The organism is Kitasatospora sp. NPDC056327 (genome assembly GCF_042261735.1).
In the GTDB taxonomy this organism is placed as follows: domain Bacteria; phylum Actinomycetota; class Actinomycetes; order Streptomycetales; family Streptomycetaceae; genus Kitasatospora.
In genome coordinates, this window is record NZ_JBHJRC010000203.1 from 1 (window position 1) to 15,640 (window position 15,640).

General features: G+C 73.8%; 11 protein-coding genes and 1 tRNA gene. 8 read left to right on the plus strand and 4 right to left on the minus strand.

The features are described from left to right. Positions 1 to 169: 169 nt before the first annotated feature. On the plus strand, positions 170 to 745 hold the full coding sequence (locus ACFCX4_RS25300) for a TerD family protein (RefSeq protein ID WP_376146546.1): 576 nt from the start codon (positions 170 to 172) through the stop codon (positions 743 to 745). 54 nt (positions 746 to 799) lie between these two features. Continuing rightward, positions 800 to 1,906, plus strand: a complete 1,107-nt coding sequence (locus ACFCX4_RS25305; protein WP_376146549.1) for a DUF475 domain-containing protein — start codon at positions 800 to 802, stop codon at positions 1,904 to 1,906. Between the two features lie 163 nt (positions 1,907 to 2,069). On the opposite strand, the gene ACFCX4_RS25310 is transcribed toward ACFCX4_RS25305, so the two are convergent. Next, a complete protein-coding gene (locus ACFCX4_RS25310) occupies positions 2,070 to 3,197 on the minus strand; it encodes a DUF2637 domain-containing protein (RefSeq protein WP_376146551.1) in 1,128 nt (375 codons plus the stop codon). A gap of 346 nt (positions 3,198 to 3,543) precedes the next feature. Between ACFCX4_RS25310 and ACFCX4_RS25315 the strand changes: the two genes are divergently transcribed. Further along, complete coding sequence (locus ACFCX4_RS25315) at positions 3,544 to 4,272, plus strand: Tellurium resistance (protein ID WP_376146554.1); 729 nt, start codon at positions 3,544 to 3,546, stop codon at positions 4,270 to 4,272. Positions 4,273 to 4,333: 61 nt separating this feature from the next. Here ACFCX4_RS25315 and ACFCX4_RS25320 read toward each other — a convergent pair whose 3' ends face one another. Then, on the minus strand, positions 4,334 to 5,428 hold the full coding sequence (locus ACFCX4_RS25320; protein ID WP_376146557.1) for a TerD family protein: 1,095 nt from the start codon (positions 5,426 to 5,428) through the stop codon (positions 4,334 to 4,336). A 322-nt stretch (positions 5,429 to 5,750) separates the two neighbouring features. Between ACFCX4_RS25320 and ACFCX4_RS25325 the strand changes: the two genes are divergently transcribed. The 3 genes from ACFCX4_RS25325 to ACFCX4_RS25335 all read left to right on the plus strand — a co-directional run bounded on the left by ACFCX4_RS25325 (position 5,751) and on the right by ACFCX4_RS25335 (position 10,701). Then, on the plus strand, positions 5,751 to 6,962 hold the full coding sequence (locus tag ACFCX4_RS25325; protein WP_376146560.1) for an HpcH/HpaI aldolase/citrate lyase family protein: 1,212 nt from the start codon (positions 5,751 to 5,753) through the stop codon (positions 6,960 to 6,962). Between the two features lie 184 nt (positions 6,963 to 7,146). Then, on the plus strand, positions 7,147 to 9,792 hold the full coding sequence (locus tag ACFCX4_RS25330) for a phosphoribosyltransferase (protein WP_376146563.1): 2,646 nt from the start codon (positions 7,147 to 7,149) through the stop codon (positions 9,790 to 9,792). A 6-nt stretch (positions 9,793 to 9,798) separates the two neighbouring features. Continuing rightward, positions 9,799 to 10,701, plus strand: coding sequence for an HAD family hydrolase (locus ACFCX4_RS25335; RefSeq protein ID WP_376146566.1), 903 nt, complete (start codon positions 9,799 to 9,801; stop codon positions 10,699 to 10,701). Positions 10,702 to 10,811: 110 nt separating this feature from the next. Here the strand turns inward: ACFCX4_RS25335 and ACFCX4_RS25340 are convergent, their stop codons facing one another. Together ACFCX4_RS25340 and ACFCX4_RS25345 are read right to left on the minus strand one after the other, a co-directional pair. Continuing rightward, positions 10,812 to 11,039 (minus strand): zinc ribbon domain-containing protein, encoded by a 228-nt coding sequence (locus tag ACFCX4_RS25340; RefSeq protein WP_376146569.1) that lies wholly within the window; start codon positions 11,037 to 11,039, stop codon positions 10,812 to 10,814. A 246-nt stretch (positions 11,040 to 11,285) separates the two neighbouring features. Further along, entirely contained in the window at positions 11,286 to 12,608 is a 1,323-nt protein-coding gene (locus ACFCX4_RS25345; protein ID WP_376146572.1) for a hypothetical protein, read from the minus strand. 216 nt (positions 12,609 to 12,824) lie between these two features. Here ACFCX4_RS25345 and ACFCX4_RS25350 point away from each other — a divergent pair. Together ACFCX4_RS25350 and ACFCX4_RS25355 are read left to right on the plus strand one after the other, a co-directional pair. Next, positions 12,825 to 12,896: transfer RNA gene (locus tag ACFCX4_RS25350), tRNA-Val, on the plus strand. A 137-nt stretch (positions 12,897 to 13,033) separates the two neighbouring features. Further along, a complete protein-coding gene (locus ACFCX4_RS25355; RefSeq protein WP_376146575.1) occupies positions 13,034 to 15,586 on the plus strand; it encodes an ATP-dependent Clp protease ATP-binding subunit in 2,553 nt (850 codons plus the stop codon). Positions 15,587 to 15,640 lie beyond the last annotated feature (54 nt).

Genomic DNA, 15,640 nt, shown 5'->3' on the forward strand with positions numbered 1-15,640 from the left:
GCCGGCGGCCGCCCCGGCCGTTCGCCGTTCCCGCGCCCGGCTGTGGTCCGGGGCGCCGCACTGGAAGGATGGGAGTTCAGGAAAGTTCAGCCGGCCGTAAGGGGCCGGCCGGGGTCGCGGGGGAATAGACCTGGAATGCGCCCCGGGAGGCAAGGGAGGAAGGACAGCCATGAGTGTCACGCTGGCCAAGGGCGGCAACGTCTCGCTCACCAAGGCCGCGCCGAATCTGACGCAGGTGCAGATCGGCCTCGGCTGGGACGCCCGGTCCACGACCGGCGCGCCGTTCGACCTGGACGCGAGCGCACTGCTCTGTTCGGGCGGCCGGGTCCTGGGTGACGAGTACTTCGTCTTCTACAACAACCTGAAGAGCCCCGAGGGCTCGGTCGAGCACACCGGCGACAACCTCACCGGTGACGGCGACGGCGACGACGAGGTCGTGCTGGTCAATCTGGACCTCGTGCCGCCGCAGGTCGACAAGGTCGCCTTCCCGGTGTCCATCTACGACGCCGAGAACCGGGGGCAGAACTTCGGTCAGGTCCGCAACGCGTACATCCGGGTGGTCAATTCGGTCGACGGGCAGGAGATCGCCCGCTACGACCTCACCGAGGACGCGTCCAGCGAGACCGCGATGATCTTCGGCGAGCTGTACCGGTACGCCGGTGAGTGGAAGTTCCGCGCGGTGGGCCAGGGCTACGCCTCGGGTCTGCGGGGCATTGCTCTCGATTTCGGCGTAAACGTACAGTAAAGGCCGCGATCGTCATGATCGTCCCGCCATGAACCCGAAAGGTAACCAAGTCCCGTGTTCCTCCGCACATTCGGCTGGTCATTCGCGATCACCGTCATCGGACTGATCGCCGCCGGCCTGCTCTGGGGGGCGGAGGGATTCGGCGTCGTGCTGATCCTCTCCATCCTGGAGATCTCCCTCTCGTTCGACAACGCCGTGGTCAACGCCACGGTGCTGAAGCGGATGAACCCGTACTGGCAGAAGATCTTCCTCACCATCGGCGTGCTGATCGCCGTGTTCGGTATGCGGCTGATCTTCCCGCTGCTGGTCGTGGGCCTCACCGCGCACCTCAACCCGGCCACGGTCATCGACCTCGCGCTGCACAGCGACAAGACGTACGAGGGCCTCACCTACGGCCAGTACCTGGAGGAGGCCAACCCCGCCATCGCGGCCTTCGGCGGCGTCTTCCTGCTGATGATCTTCCTGGACTTCATCTTCGAGGAGAAGGACTACAACTGGCTGGCCTGGATCGAGCGCCCGCTGGAGAAGGTCGGCAAGCTGGAGGCCTTCTCCACCGTCGTCGCCCTGGTCACCCTGCTCCTCGCGTCCAACTTCTTCGCCGGTGAGCACGCCGAGACGGTGCTCCTCGCCGGGGTGCTCGGCCTCGTCACCTACCTCGCCGTCAACGGCCTCGCCTCGGTCTTCGAGTCGGGCCTGGAGGAGGAGACCGAGAAGGAGGAGGCGGCCGAGAAGGCCGGCAAGTCGATCGTCCAGGTCGGCGGCAAGGCCGCGTTCTTCCTCTTCATGTACCTGGAGGTCCTGGACGCGTCGTTCTCCTTCGACGGCGTGGTCAGCGCGTTCGCCATCTCCAACGACATCTTCCAGATCACCCTGGGCCTCGGCATCGGCGCGATGTACATCCGCTCGCTGACCGTCTTCCTGGTCCGCAGGGGCACCCTGGACGACTACGTCTACCTGGAGCACGGTGCGCACTACGCGATCGGCGCGCTGGCGGTGATCCTGATGGTCGGCATCGAGTACCACATCCCGGAGATCGTCACCGGTCTGATCGGCGTCGCCTTCATCGGCCTCGCCCTCGGCTCGTCGATCCTGCGCAACCGGCGCGAGGGCGCCGGCGGCGGGGGCGACGGGGAACGGGAACTGGCGGGCAGCGCCAAGTAGCGCCGCTGCGCCGCGGCAGCTCCGGAAACGCCGAACGGCCGTTCCTCCCGAGTGGGGAACGGCCGTTCGGCGTTGCTCCGGCTCTCGCGGTCCGCGCCCCGCGGTCCGCCGTCCGGGCGGTCCTGCGCGGCGGCCCCGCGGGGCGGTCCTGCGGACCCGCTGCTCAGCCGAGCTGCTGCTCGATGGCCCGCAGCTTGCGCTCCAGCGAGTCCAGCTTGGGCATCGACAGGGTGTCGTCGTCCGGCGTCAGGTCGACGGACGGGCTGCGGTAGGACGAGGAGGCGGAGGTTCCGGCGCCCGCGGAGGAGCCGGTGACCGAGCCGCTGCCGACGGAGGTCCGCGAGCGGCGGCCGCCGTCCAGCGAGCTCAGCGCGGCGGGCTCCAGGGCGGAGACGGAGGAGAGAGCGTCGGCCCCGTCGGCTAGGGCAGGCTCCGTAGCGTTCGGGCCGTCTCCGGCAGCGGCGAGCGCGGGCACCTGGCGGCCGGAGCGGTTGCGGGAGAGCATGCCGCCCGACTGGCGGGAGATGGCCTTCAGCTCGGCGCGCTCGCGGCGGTCGGCGCTGCGGGCCCGGATCTTGGCGTCCAGCTTGGCCTGACGCTCCTCGCGGACCTCGTCGACCGCCTCGTCCAGGCTGCGGACGTTCTCCAGCAGCATCAGCGACCAGGCGGCGTAGGTCTCGCGGGGCGCGCGCAGCCAGCGGACGATGCGGATCTGCGGCAGCGGGCGCGGCACCAGGCCCTGCTCGCGCAGCGCGGCCTTGCGGGTCTGCTTCAGCGCGCGGTCGAAGAGGATCGCGGCCGAGATCGACATGCCGGAGAAGAACTCCGGGGCGCCGTCGTGGGCCATGCCGCGCGGGGCGTGCACCCAGTTGAACCAGGCCGAGGCGATCGCGAACACCCAGACCAGCAGACGCGAGCCGAGCGCCGCGTCACCGTGGCTGGCCTCGCGGACGGCGAGCACCGAGCAGAACATCGCGGCGCCGTCCAGACCGAACGGCACCAGGTACTCCCAGCCGTTCGACAGGCCGAGGTTCTCCTTGCCGAAGCCGACCAGGCCGTGGAAGGAGAGCGCGGCCGCGACGCCGGCGCAGCAGAACAGCAGCACGTAGGAGGAGATCCCGTAGATCATCTCCTTGCGCCGGCGGCGCTCCTCGCTCCGCTCCCAGGAGTCGCCCGACTCCTGCTTGCGGCTGTTGTTCTTGAAGCGCAGCGTCGCCACCAGGATGGCGGTGAACAGCAGGGCTGCGCCGCCGATGACGGTCCAGACCAGCTGTATGGAGGTCAGGTTCATTGCGGGTCGGGCCTCGGGTTTCCGCAGGGGACAGGTCACAGTGCGACACGGTGGTCAGGGCTCGTCCCCGGGACCGGGCCTGACGGTGCGTCGTGATCGGACGGGTGCGCCCGACGCGCCCCGGCAAAGGGCGGAGCGGGACACCTGTGCGGCTAGACGATATCGCGTCCGAAGGGGCCGCATGGTACGGGAGGTGAGCTTCGCCCCGCCAATCGACCCGCCGGTGTCCCGGCGGTGTCCGGGGAGCGGCGGTGGGTAGGGGAGTTCGGGTACCCGGCGGGCGGTTGATGCCCGATCATGGAGCGGCGGACCGTCAGAGCGACTGGCGGTGCTGGGGGAGGACGGCATGGCCTCGATTTGGGAGTACCTGCGCGGGGAACGGAGCACCCTCGACACGGGCGGCCAGTTCAAGGTCACCCTGACCAAGTCGTCACCGCAGCACGCGATCACCGGCGCGGCGGCGACCACCGGATACCTCTACGTCAACCTCCACTGGACCACCCGGGTGGGCGGCCCCCGGGCCTCCGCCGGAGAGACCGTCCGACGGTTCTTCAACCCCCGCATCCTGCGCCCGATGGAGCCGGACTCCAGCCAGAACGCCCAGGTCAACGTGGACCTCGACCTGGCCTGCATGTACGAGATGGCGGACGGCAAGCGGGGTGTGGTGCAGCCACTGGGCGGGTACTTCGGCGACCTGCGGAACCCGCCGTACGTCAAGCTCAGCGGGGACGACCAGTACGGGGCGCCGTCCGGCGAGACGATGTACGTCAACCTGGAGAAGAAGGACCAGTTCAAGCGGCTGCTGGTGTTCGTGTACATCTACGACGGCACGCCCGCCTTCGACCAGACCAACGCGGTGGTGACGATCGTCCCGCAGTCGGGGCCGCGGATCGAGGTGAAGCTGGAGGAGCGGGCTCCGGCGGCGCGGTCCTGCGCGGTGGTGCTGATCGAGAACAGCGGGGACAACACGCTGACGGTGCGGCGCGAGGTGCGGTACGTGAACGGCTTCCAGGCGGACCTCGACCGGCTCTACGGCTTCGGGATGCAGTGGCAGCGGGGGTACAAGTCGGAGTGAGGCCGCGGCCCGGTCCGCCCGGTCCGCCCGGTCCGCCCCGGGCGGCCGCGGGCGCGGCGGCTCAGCGCGGCTGGAACTGCGGCCCCTGCGGGGGCAGCGCGAACTCCTCGCCGGACGCCGGCGGCTGCGGGGCCTGCGGCGGGGGGTTCTGGGCGGCGTGCGGGGCCGTGCCCGGCTGCGGGTAGCCGTAGCCGCCCTGCTGCGGGGCCTGGTGGGTCTGCGGCGCCTGCTGGGGGTAGCCGTAGGACGGCGCCTGCTGCTGGGGGTAGCCGTACCCGCCCTGCTGGTGGGTCTGCGGGGCCCGGGGCGGGTAGCCGTAGCCGCCCTGCTGCGGGGCCGGCGCCGTGCTCGGGGCGGGCGGGACGTTCGGCGGCACCGTGGGCGGGTTGGGCGGCGGCGGGGGAGTGTTGGCCGGGACGCCGGCCGGGGCCGCGGCGGCCGGGGCGCCCTGGGCGGAGGGCTGCGCCGCGGGGGCCTGCTGCGGGACGGCCGGGGCGAGCGTGAAGGTGCCGGGCTCGGCGCGGCCGGCCGGCCGCGGGTCCGGCAGCGCGGCGCGCGGGTCCACCGCCGGGGAGGCGGGCGCGGCGGCCTGGGACGGCGCGTCGCCCTCGTCCTCGACGGTGATGCCGAAGTCGGTGGCCAGGCCGATCAGCCCGGACGCGTAGCCCTGGCCGACGGCGCGGAACTTCCACGCGCCCGCCCGGCGGTAGAGCTCGCCCGCGACCAGCGCGGTGACCTCGTCCCCGTCGGCCATCGCGAACTCGGCCAGGGCCGGCGCGCCCTCGCCCGCCGCGGCGTCGAAGAGCAGCAGGCGCAGCCCGCTCACCGAGCGGAAGGGTCCGCCCTCGGAGGAGCCGGCCAGCACCACCCGGTCGACGTCGGCCGGCAGCTTGGCGAGCTCGGCCTCGACGGTGTCGGTGATCTCGCTGCCGTCGGCGGTCTGCTGCTTGGGCAGGTGGCGCACCAGGCCGGAGGGGTGGCGCGGCTGGTTGTAGAAGACGAAATCGGCATCCGAACGGACCTTGCCGCCCGTTCCGAGCAGCAGGGCGGAGGCGTCCACGTCCGGCGCACCGGGCGTGGCGCTCCAGCGCAGCACGGCGCGGACCGCCGCCACCGGCAGTGCGATGTTGGCGCCCTTGGCCATCACGTGCGTCATAGCCGACCATCCTGCCTGTTCGCCACCCCTTCGGACAACGTGACCGGGGGAGGCATCGTGGGGGGACTTTGCCAACGCTTGCGCTTTGTGAAGTGGAAGGTAACCTTCCGAGAATTCGATATTGCGGAACCGCTCGCGGCCCCGGGCCGTCCGTACGATGGGCGGGCAGGAGGCGCCGGGGGCCGGTCGACGACGACCGTCCGGGACCGGGCCGGGAACCACCACGGCCGTCGGGCCGGTTGAACCGGGTGCTGCACCGGGGCTCGTCATCGTCCCTTCCCGCCCCCGCCGGACCGGCGGCCGAACTCCTGAGGAGAGCACTTTGCGCCACTTCGGCCACCTCGCGGACGACGTCCGCGACCGGCTCTTTCTCGCGGCGCCGGGGGAGTTCGCCCCGGACAGTGGCGCGGCGGTGCTGGCCACCGCGCTGGGCGCCACGCTCTACAGTCCGGCCACCCGGCAGACCCTCTGCGGAGACATCCGCAAGCAGGCCGCGCAGGGCGTCGTCTCGATGGTCCTCTGCCTGGAGGACGCCATCGCCGACCACGAGGTGCCGGCCGCCGAGGCCAACCTGGTGGCCCGGCTCGGCGAGCTCTGGACGGAGATCACGGAGGGTCGCGGAACGGCCGACTCCTCCACCGGTCGCGCACAGGATCTTCCCCTGCTCTTCATCAGGGTGCGGACCGCGGCCCAGCTGACCGACCTCGCCGGGCGGCTCGGACCGGCGGTCGCGCTCCTCACCGGCTTCGTCCTCCCCAAGTTCACCGAGGACACCGGCGGGGACTTCCTGGAGGCGCTCGCGGCCGCCGAGGCCGCCACCGGGCACCGGCTCTTCGCGATGCCCGTCCTGGAGTCGCCCGAGCTCGCCCACCTGGAGACCCGCCGCGACCAGCTGTTCGGCATAGCGCGACTGCTCGACAAGCACCGCGAGCGGGTCCTCGCCGTCCGCCTCGGGGTCACCGACCTCTGCTCCGCGTACGGCCTGCGCCGCTCGCCCGACCTGACCGCCTACGACGTCGCGCTGGTCGCCTCGGTGATCGGCGACGTGGTCAACGTCCTCGGCCGCGCCGACGGCACCGGGTTCACCGTCACCGGGCCGGTCTGGGAGTACTTCCCGGTCCAGGAGCGGATGTTCAAGCCGCAGCTGCGCCGCACCCCGTTCGCCGAGGCCGAGCCGTCGCGGGAGGCGGTGCGCCGGCGGATCATCGAGCACGACCTGGACGGGCTGATCCGCGAGATCGAACTCGACCGCGCCAACGGCCTGTTGGGCAAGACCTGCATCCACCCCAGCCACGTCCCCGCGGTGCACGCGCTCTCCGTCGTCACGCACGAGGAGTACAGCGACGCCCGGGACATCCTCCAGCAGGAGCGGGGCGGCGGCGGGGTGCTGCGCTCGGCGTACACCAACAAGATGAACGAGGCCAAGCCGCACCGGGCCTGGGCGGAGCGGGTGATGCTGCGCGCCGAGGTGTTCGGGGTGGCCCGCGAGGACGTCAGCTTCGCGGAGCTGCTGTCGGCCTGCCTCTGCCGTTGAGCGGCGGGGTGCCGGTGCGGGGGTGCCGGGGGGCCGGTTCGGGGGTGCCGGTGCGGGGGCCCTTCCGCCGGGTCCGCCGTCCCACCCGCGCCCGTCGACCCCTCGCGCCCGCCGCCCGGGTGACCCCCGCGGCCCCGAGACCTTGACCGTCCGCACCACCGAAGAACCGAAGGCAGGACCCGTAGTGACAGCACAGCAGGAGCGCACCGAACCGCAGGAGTGGACCGGCCGCTGGGTGGCCGAGCGGGCCGGTGTCGCGCTCACCGGCTCGGAGCGACTCCCCGAACTGGTCGGCCTGGCCCTGCGGGAGAACCCCAGGCGCGCCCACCTGCTGGTCTCCACCGTGCTCGGCAAGCACGTCCCGCAGCGGCCCGCCGTGGTGCACGGCGCCGGCCTGGAACTCGGCCGACGGGTCCGCGAACTGCTCGGCGGGGGTGTCGGGGAAGCCGTCGTGGAGGGCGCTGGGGAGGCTGCCGGGGAGAGCGTGGTGGCCGGTCCGGAGACGGGTGCGGTGGCTGGCCCGGAGACGGGTGCGGTGGCCGGTCCGGAGACGGGTGCGGTGGCCGGTGCCGGGCGCGTCGTGGTGCTCGGCTACGCGGAGACCGCCACCGGCCTCGGCCACAGCGTCGCCGACGGCCTGGACGCGCCCTACCTGCACTCCACCCGCCGCCCGGTGCCCGGACTCGCCCCCGTCGGCGGGTTCGAGGAGGAGCACTCGCACGCCACCTCCCACCTGCTGCTGCCCGCCGACCCCGGGCTGCTCGCCGGCGGCGGGCCGCTCGTCCTGGTGGACGACGAGTTCTCCACCGGCACCACCGTGCTCAACACCATCCGCGAGCTGCACACCCGCCACCCGCGCGAGCACTACGTGGTGGTCGCCCTGGTCGACCTCCGCGGCGCCGCCGACCGGCAGCGGCTCGCCGACACCGCCGCCGAGCTCGGCGTCCGGCTGGATCTGGTGGCCCTCGCCGGCGGCGGCGTCGAGCTGCCCGAGGACATCCTGGAGCGGGCCGGGCGGCTGATCGCCGAGGCCGGTCCGGCACCCGAGCCGCCGGCCGTCGGCGCCGCGCCGCTGGTCCGGGTCGACCTGGCCTGGCCGCCGGGGCTGCCCGACGGCGGGCGGCACGGCTTCACGCCGGAGCACCGGGCGCGGCTGGAGGCGGCGCTGCCGGGGCTGGCGGAGCAGTTGGCGGGGGCCGTCGAGGGCGGCTCCGCGGGGGCCGTCGCGGGCGGTGCCGCGGAGGGTTCGTCCGGGGACCTCCCGGCGGACGGCGGGCGGGTGCTGGTGCTCGGCTTCGAGGAGCTGATGTACGCGCCGCTGCGGCTGGCCGGCGCCCTCGCCGAGCGGCTTCCCGGCGGCGCCGAGCGCGTCCACTGCTCCACCACCACCCGCTCGCCCGTCCTCGCGGTCGACGACCCCGGCTACGCCATCCGCACCCGGCTGGCCTTCCCCGCCCACGACGACCCGGCCGACGACGCCTCCCGCGAGCGCTACGCCTACAACGTCGCCCCCGGCACCGACCCGGCCCGCCGCTTCGCCACCGTGGTGCTGGTCGTCGACGACGTCGCCGACACCCCCGCCCTGCACGAGGGCGAGCGCGCCCTGCTCGGCCAGCTGCGGCGGGTCACCGACCGGGTGGTGCTCGCCGTGCTGCCGTCCCACCGCCCCGTCGCCCTGCCGGCCCCGCTGTACGGCCCGGCGTTCTCCTCCTACCGGGGCGACGAGGTGGCCTGGCTGCTCAAGGACCTCTCCGGGGTCGCCCTGGAGGCGCCCACCGAGGAGCGCGAGGAGGCCGTGCAGAGCGGCGGTGCCCACTACGCCGAGTCGCTGCCGGTCGAGTACCAGCCCAGCCCCGAGTACCAGGAGCTGTTCCACCAGGCCCTGCGGGTCTCCGCCCGGCGGATCGCGCTCGCCGTCGGCACCGTCGCCGAGACCCTGCTGCGGGAGCGCGGCCCCGGCCTGGTGCTCGCCTCGCTGGCCCGCGCCGGCACGCCCGTCGGCATCCTGATCCGCCGCTGGCTCGCCGCCGGGCACGGTGTGGACGCCCCGCACTACGCCGTCTCGATCGTCCGCGGCCGCGGCATCGACCCCGTCGCCCTGCGCTACCTGGACGCCCACCACCGGGCCGCCGACGTGGTGTTCGTCGACGGCTGGACCGGCAAGGGCGCGATCACCCGCGAACTCGCCCGGGCGCTCGAAGGCTCGGGCTTCGACCCCGGCCTCGCCGTCCTCGCCGACCCCGGCCGCTGCGTGTCGACCTTCGGCACCCGGGACGACTTCCTGATCCCCTCCGCCTGCCTCAACTCGACCGTCTCCGGCCTGGTCTCGCGCACCGTGCTGCGGTCCGACCTGATCGGCCCGGACGACTTCCACGGCGCCAAGCACTACACCGAGCTGTCCGGCGCCGACGTCTCCGGGGCCTTCCTGGACACCGTCGAGGACCACTTCCCGGACGTCCGGGCCGAGGCCGTCGCGGCGGCCGACCGGTTCCTGGCCGCCGGGAACACCGCGGAGCGCGTCCCCGACTGGGCCGGCTGGGCCGCCGTCGAACGGATCAGCGCCGAGTACGGCATCGACAGCGTCAACCTGGTCAAGCCCGGTGTCGGCGAGACCACCCGGGTCATGCTGCGCCGCGTCCCCTGGCGGGTCCTGGCCCGTCGCGGCGCGGGCACCGACCTCGACCACGTCCGGCTGCTCGCCGCCCAGCGGGGGGTCCCGGTGGAGGAGGTGGACGACCTGCCGTACTCCTGCGTCGGGCTCATCCACCCCCGTTACTCCCGGGGGGCGACCGGCGCCTCGGGCACGGCCGTCCTGGTGAAGGAGTCCTGAGCCCCGATGACTGGTTACCTGAGCGGTGGCATGAACGGCGGTGCCGCGGGCCGGTTCGTCGTCGCGAGCGACCTCGACCGCACCCTGATCTACTCCAACCGCGCACTCGCCCTCGACGTGCCGGACCGGCTCGCGCCGCGGCTGCTCTCCGTCGAGGTGCACGACGGCAAGGCGCTGTCGTTCATGACTGAGCAGGCCGCCGGACTGCTCGTCGAGCTCGCCCGGGAGGCCGTGTTCGTCCCGGCCACCACCCGCACCCGGGCCCAGTACGAGCGGGTCAGCCTGCCCGGTCCGACGCCCGGCTGGATCCCGTCCTACGCCATCTGTGCCAACGGCGGGCACCTGCTCGTCGACGGCGTGCCGGACGAGGACTGGCGGGCCGAGATGGCCGCCCGGCTGGCCGGCGGGGCGGCGCCGCTGGCCGAGGTCGTCGAGCACCTGGCGCTCTGCGCCGACCCCGAGTGGACGCACAAGCGGCGGGTCGCCGACGAGCTGTTCGCCTACCTGGTGGTCGAGCGCGCCGAGCTGCCGGAGGGCTGGCTCGCGGAGCTCACTGGCTGGTGCGCGGAGCGCGGCTGGAACGTCTCGCTCCAGGGGCGCAAGGTGTACGCGGTGCCGGCGCCGCTCAGCAAGAGCGCGGCGCTGGCCGAGGTCGTCCGCCGGGTGGGCGGGGCCACGGTGCTCGCCGCGGGGGACTCGCTGCTCGACGCGGACCTGCTCCGGGCCGCGGACGCCGCCTGGCGGCCCGGCCACGGCGAGCTGGCCGACACGGGCTGGACAGCGCCCGGCGTCACCGCGCTGGCCGAGGCCGGGGTGGCGGCGGGCGAGGAGATCGCCCGCCGCTTCCTGTCCCGGGTGCGCGGCGAGGCCGTCGAGCCCGACGCCGACGCCGCCGTTCCGGTGGCCTGAGGGGCGGCGGGCGCTCTCTTCGTCGAGCCTGCTGCGGAGCTTGTCGTGGACCTTGTCGTGGAGGTTGTCGTGGGGCTCGTTGTCGAGTGCCGAGCCCCGGCCGCCTGCCGCTAGCCGCAGCACCCCCCGCCGCAGCAGCCCCCGCCGCCACCGGCGGACGGGGCCTGCTGCGGCGCGGCGCCGGCCGAGGCCGCACCGGTGACGGCGATGGTCGACAGCAGCTTCACGGTGTCCTGGTGGCCCTGCGGGCAGACGGCGGGGTCGTTGGCCTGCGCCATCGCGCGGCGGAGCTCGAACGTGGCGCCGCAGGCGCGGCAGCGGAAGTCATAACGAGGCATGTCCGCCAGCGTATCCGCGCCCCCGGCTCCACCGCGCCCTTCCGCCGGGGCTCTTCCTCTCCCGGGGCACGCTCCCTCCGGCCCTGGGGCGTGTCTTGTGGATCACTGCCGGGCCCGCGACGCCGGGGCACGCACGCCCCCGGCCTTCGGCCGGGAGGTACCCCCACCGCAGTGGCTCCCTCCTCCGCCTTGCGATGCACGCACCCCAACATCGCGGCCTGTCCGACAAGATCCGCAGGACACGCCCTAGCGCTGTCCGCCGCCCAGGTCGCCGCGGATCAGCTCCACCACGTTCGCCGCGGTGTCCCGGACCGCCGCCAGCTCGGTCAGGAAGTGCCAGTAGTCGGGGTGCCGCCCGGCCGCCTCCAGCTCGGCGACCGCGCGGTCCAGCCGGGCCACCGCCGCGTCCAGCGGTCCGGCGTGCCGGGGGTCCGGCGCGTGCCGCCCCGCCATCGCGAGCCGCTGGGCGTCGCGCAGCGCGAACCGGGCCCGCTCGACCTCCTTGTTCGGGTCGATCTGCACCTCGTTCAGCTGCCGCAGCCGGTCGTTCACCGCGACCACCGAACCGTCCGCCGTGTCCAGCAGCGCGCGCACCGTGCCGAGCGCCCCGGTGGCGTCCGCCCAGCGCTGTTCGTCCCGGGCCCGGGCGGCCTCGGCGAGCCTGGCCTCGGCCGCCCGCCCGGCCTCCGCCACCTGGTCCGGTACCCGCTGGAGGTCCTGCCAGCACGACGTCGCGAACCGCCGGCGCAGCTCGCTCAGCGCCGGCTCCACCGTGCCGGCCCTGGTCTCCAGCGCCTGGATCCTGGTCCGCAGACTGGCCACCCGCCGGTCGATCTCCCGGGCCCGCTCCGGCAGCTGCCCGGCCTCCGCCGCGATCGCCTCCGCGCGCTCCCGCACCCGGTCCGCCCGCTCCAGCGTGCCCGGCACCCCGTGCCGGGCCACGCCCTCGTTCAGCCGCCCCAGCTCCGGCGCCAGCTCGGCCAGCCGCGCCGCCAGCTCGTCCGCCCGCAGCCCGGCGCCGCGCGCCGCGTCCAGCGCGTTGCTGGCGTCCAGCAGCGCCCGCCTGGCCTGGTCGATCGCCGGGGTCACCCGCATCAGCTGGGACTCCGCCCGGTCCAGCGCCGGCCGCAGCCTGCGCAGGAAGTCGTTCAGCTCGGCGAGCGCCGAACCGAGCTGGCCCTTCACGTCGTCCAGCTGGTGCTTGGCCCGGGCGGCGGCCCCGGACTCCAGGTCCTCCGCGTCGAGATCGTGCGCGTCCAGCGCGGTCAGGTAGTTCACGGTCACCTGGTCGACCCGGCCCGAGATCGCCTCGAAGTCCGAGACCGCGCGCCGGGCCGTCGCACTGTCCCCCGCGGAACGCACCGTCTCCACCGCCAGCCGCACCTCGCGCTGGGTCGAGTCCACGTCGTAGAACGCCTGCTGCGCCGCATCCCGCGCGGCCCGGGCGTCCGCCCGCATCCCGTCGCCCCCGCGCCGCCCCCACCAGCCCCCGCCGGCCCCGAACGACGCCGCCCCCGCGGCCCCCAGCGCACCCGCGACGACCAGCGGCAGCACCAGCGCCTCGGCCACCGCACTCCCCGGCCACCGCCGCCCGCGCCCGCTACCGCCGCCCACCCTCACTGCGCGCTCCCTGGTTCCGACCGTTGATCCACGCCCATTCTTCCCGATCACCCCACCCGACCGGCACCCCACCCGCCCCACCCCCTCGACCACCTGCACCACACCACCCCCCGGACCAGGTACCCTAAGCTTTCGTCGTGCGCCCGAACCGGGCCGCCCGACCGGGGGCGCGTAGCTCAGTGGTAGAGCGCTGCTCTTACAAAGCAGATGTCGGCGGTTCGAAACCGTCCGCGCCCACAGATGAGAAGGGCCGGTTCCCCGGGGGCCGGCCCTCGGTGTTTTGGTGCCCGGGGTGGGGGTGTTCGGGAGGCGGGGTGGGGTGGGGTGTGTTTGTGTGGGCACACACCGCTTGGGAGAGGTGATCCTCCGTGACCATGCCGCCGTTCGGGACCAACGACCCGTTCTCGGATCTGCTCAGCCGGTTCTTCGGGATGAGCCCCCTGGCCTCCCCGCCCGCAGTGCAGCGGGTGCCGATCGGGCGGCTGCTCAGTGAGTCGGCCCAGGAGTTGCTCGCCGCGGCCGCGCAGCGGGCGGCCGAGGACGGGAGCAGCGACCTCGACACCGCGCACCTGGTGTGGGCGGCCACCCGGGTGGAGCCGTCGCGCCGGATGCTGGAGCGGGCCGGGGTCGATCCGGACCGCCTGGCCGGGGACCTGGAGGAGGCGCTGCCGGCCGGGGCGGGGACGCCGACGGCCGACGGGCAGCCTGCGCTGACGCCGGCGGCCAAGCGGGCGCTGCTGGCGGCGCACGCGCGGTCGCAGGCGGCCGGGGCCTCGTACATCGGGCCGGAGCACATCCTCGGCGCGCTGCTGGACGAGGAGCGTTCGGGGGCGGGTGCGGCGCTGCGCAGCGTCGCGCCGTCGCAGGAGGCGCTGCGCACCGTGCTGGACGGCCGGGGGACCGGGGGCGAGCGCGGTTCCGGCGGCGCGCGGCCGAGTGCCACGCCGACGCTGGACGAGTACGGCCGCGATCTCACCGAGGAGGCCCGGGCGGGCCGGCTGGACCCGGTGGTGGGCCGGGCGGAGGAGATCGAGCAGACGGTCGAGATCCTCTCCCGCCGGACCAAGAACAACCCGGTGCTGATCGGCGAGCCGGGTGTCGGCAAGACGGCGATCGTGGAGGGCCTGGCCCAGCGGATCGTCTCCGGGGACGTTCCGCAGAGCCTCAGGGAGAAGCGCGTCGTCACCCTGGACCTCACCGCCCTGGTGGCCGGCTCCAAGTACCGGGGCGAGTTCGAGGAGCGGCTGAAGAACGTGATCGACGAGGTCACCGAGGCCGAGCAGAGCGTGATCCTGTTCCTCGACGAGCTGCACACCGTGGTCGGTGCGGGCGGTGGCGGCGAGGGGTCGATGGACGCGGGCAACATCCTCAAACCGGCGCTGGCCCGGGGCGAGTTGAGCGTGGTCGGCGCGACCACCCTGGACGAGTACCGCAAGCACGTGGAGAAGGACGCCGCGCTGGAGCGCCGCTTCCAGCCGGTGCTGGTGCCCGAGCCGACGGTCGAGGAGACGGTCGAGATCCTCCAGGGGCTGCGCGACGCCTACGAGGCGCACCACCAGGTGCGGTTCACCGACGGCGCGCTGGACGCCGCGGCCACGCTCTCGGACCGCTACGTCAGCGACCGGTTCCTGCCGGACAAGGCGATCGACCTGCTGGACCAGGCCGGCGCCCGGGTGCGGCTGCGCAGCCTGAGCGGTTCGACGCTCGCGATGCCGGTGCAGGACCGGATCACCAAGCTGCGCCGTGAGCTGGAGGAGGCGGTGGCGGACGAGGAGTTCGTCCGGGCCGCCAACCTGAAGACCGAGCTGCGGCAGACAGAGGACGAGCTGGCCGCGGTCGCCGAGTCCCGGGAGGAGGTGGTGGAGGTCACCGCGGACGACATCGCCCAGGTGCTCTCCAGCCGCACCGGCATCCCGGTGGCGGAGCTGAACTCGACCGAGCGCGAGCGGCTGCTGAGGCTGGAGGAGCACCTGCACGAGAAGGTGATCGGCCAGGACCAGGCGGTCACCGCGGTCGCCCAGGCGGTGCGGCGCGGCCGGGCGGGGATGGGTGACCCGGACCGTCCGACCGGCTCGTTCCTCTTCCTCGGCCCGACCGGTGTCGGCAAGACCGAGCTGGCGAAGGCGCTCGCCGCGCTGCTGTTCGGCGACCCGGACCGGATGATCCGCTTCGACATGAGCGAGTTCCAGGAGAAGCACACCGTCTCCCGGCTGGTCGGCTCCCCGCCCGGGTACGTCGGCTACGACGAGGCGGGCCAGCTCACCGAGGCGGTGCGCCGCAAGCCGTACAGCGTGCTGCTGTTCGACGAGGTGGAGAAGGCCCACCCGGATGTCTTCAACCTGCTGCTCCAGGTGCTCGACGACGGCCGGCTGACGGACGCGCAGGGCCGCACGGTCGACTTCCGCAACACCGTGGTGATCATGACGAGCAACATCGGCTCGCAGCGGATCCTCGACCACGCGGGCAACGTCGACGAGATCAGGGACGACCTGATGCGGGATCTGCGGGGCCAGTTCCGGCCCGAGTTCCTCAACCGGATCGACGAGGTGATCGTCTTCCACGGGCTCACCCGCAAGGACCTGCTGCAGGTGGTGGACCTGCTGCTGGACCGCACCCGGCGCCGGCTCAGGGCCCAGGACGTCGGGCTGGACGTGACCGAGGGCGCGAAGGAGTGGCTGGTGAACCGGGGCTACCAGCCGGAGTTCGGCGCCCGGCCGCTGCGCCGGACGATCCAGCAGGAGCTGGACAACCGGATCTCCAACCTGCTGCTGGACGGCACCGTGCAGGAGGGCGACACGCTGGTCGCGGAGGTGTCGGACGGCGGGCTGGTGGTGGTGCCGGGCCGTCCGGAGCGGTCGGCGACCTTCGAGGAGGCGGAGGCCGACGCGAAGGCCAGGGCGGACGCGGACGCCGGCACGGCGGACTAGCGGAACCGCCGGGCGACCGGGCGACCGGACGCAGCGGGCGGCCCGCCACCGGCG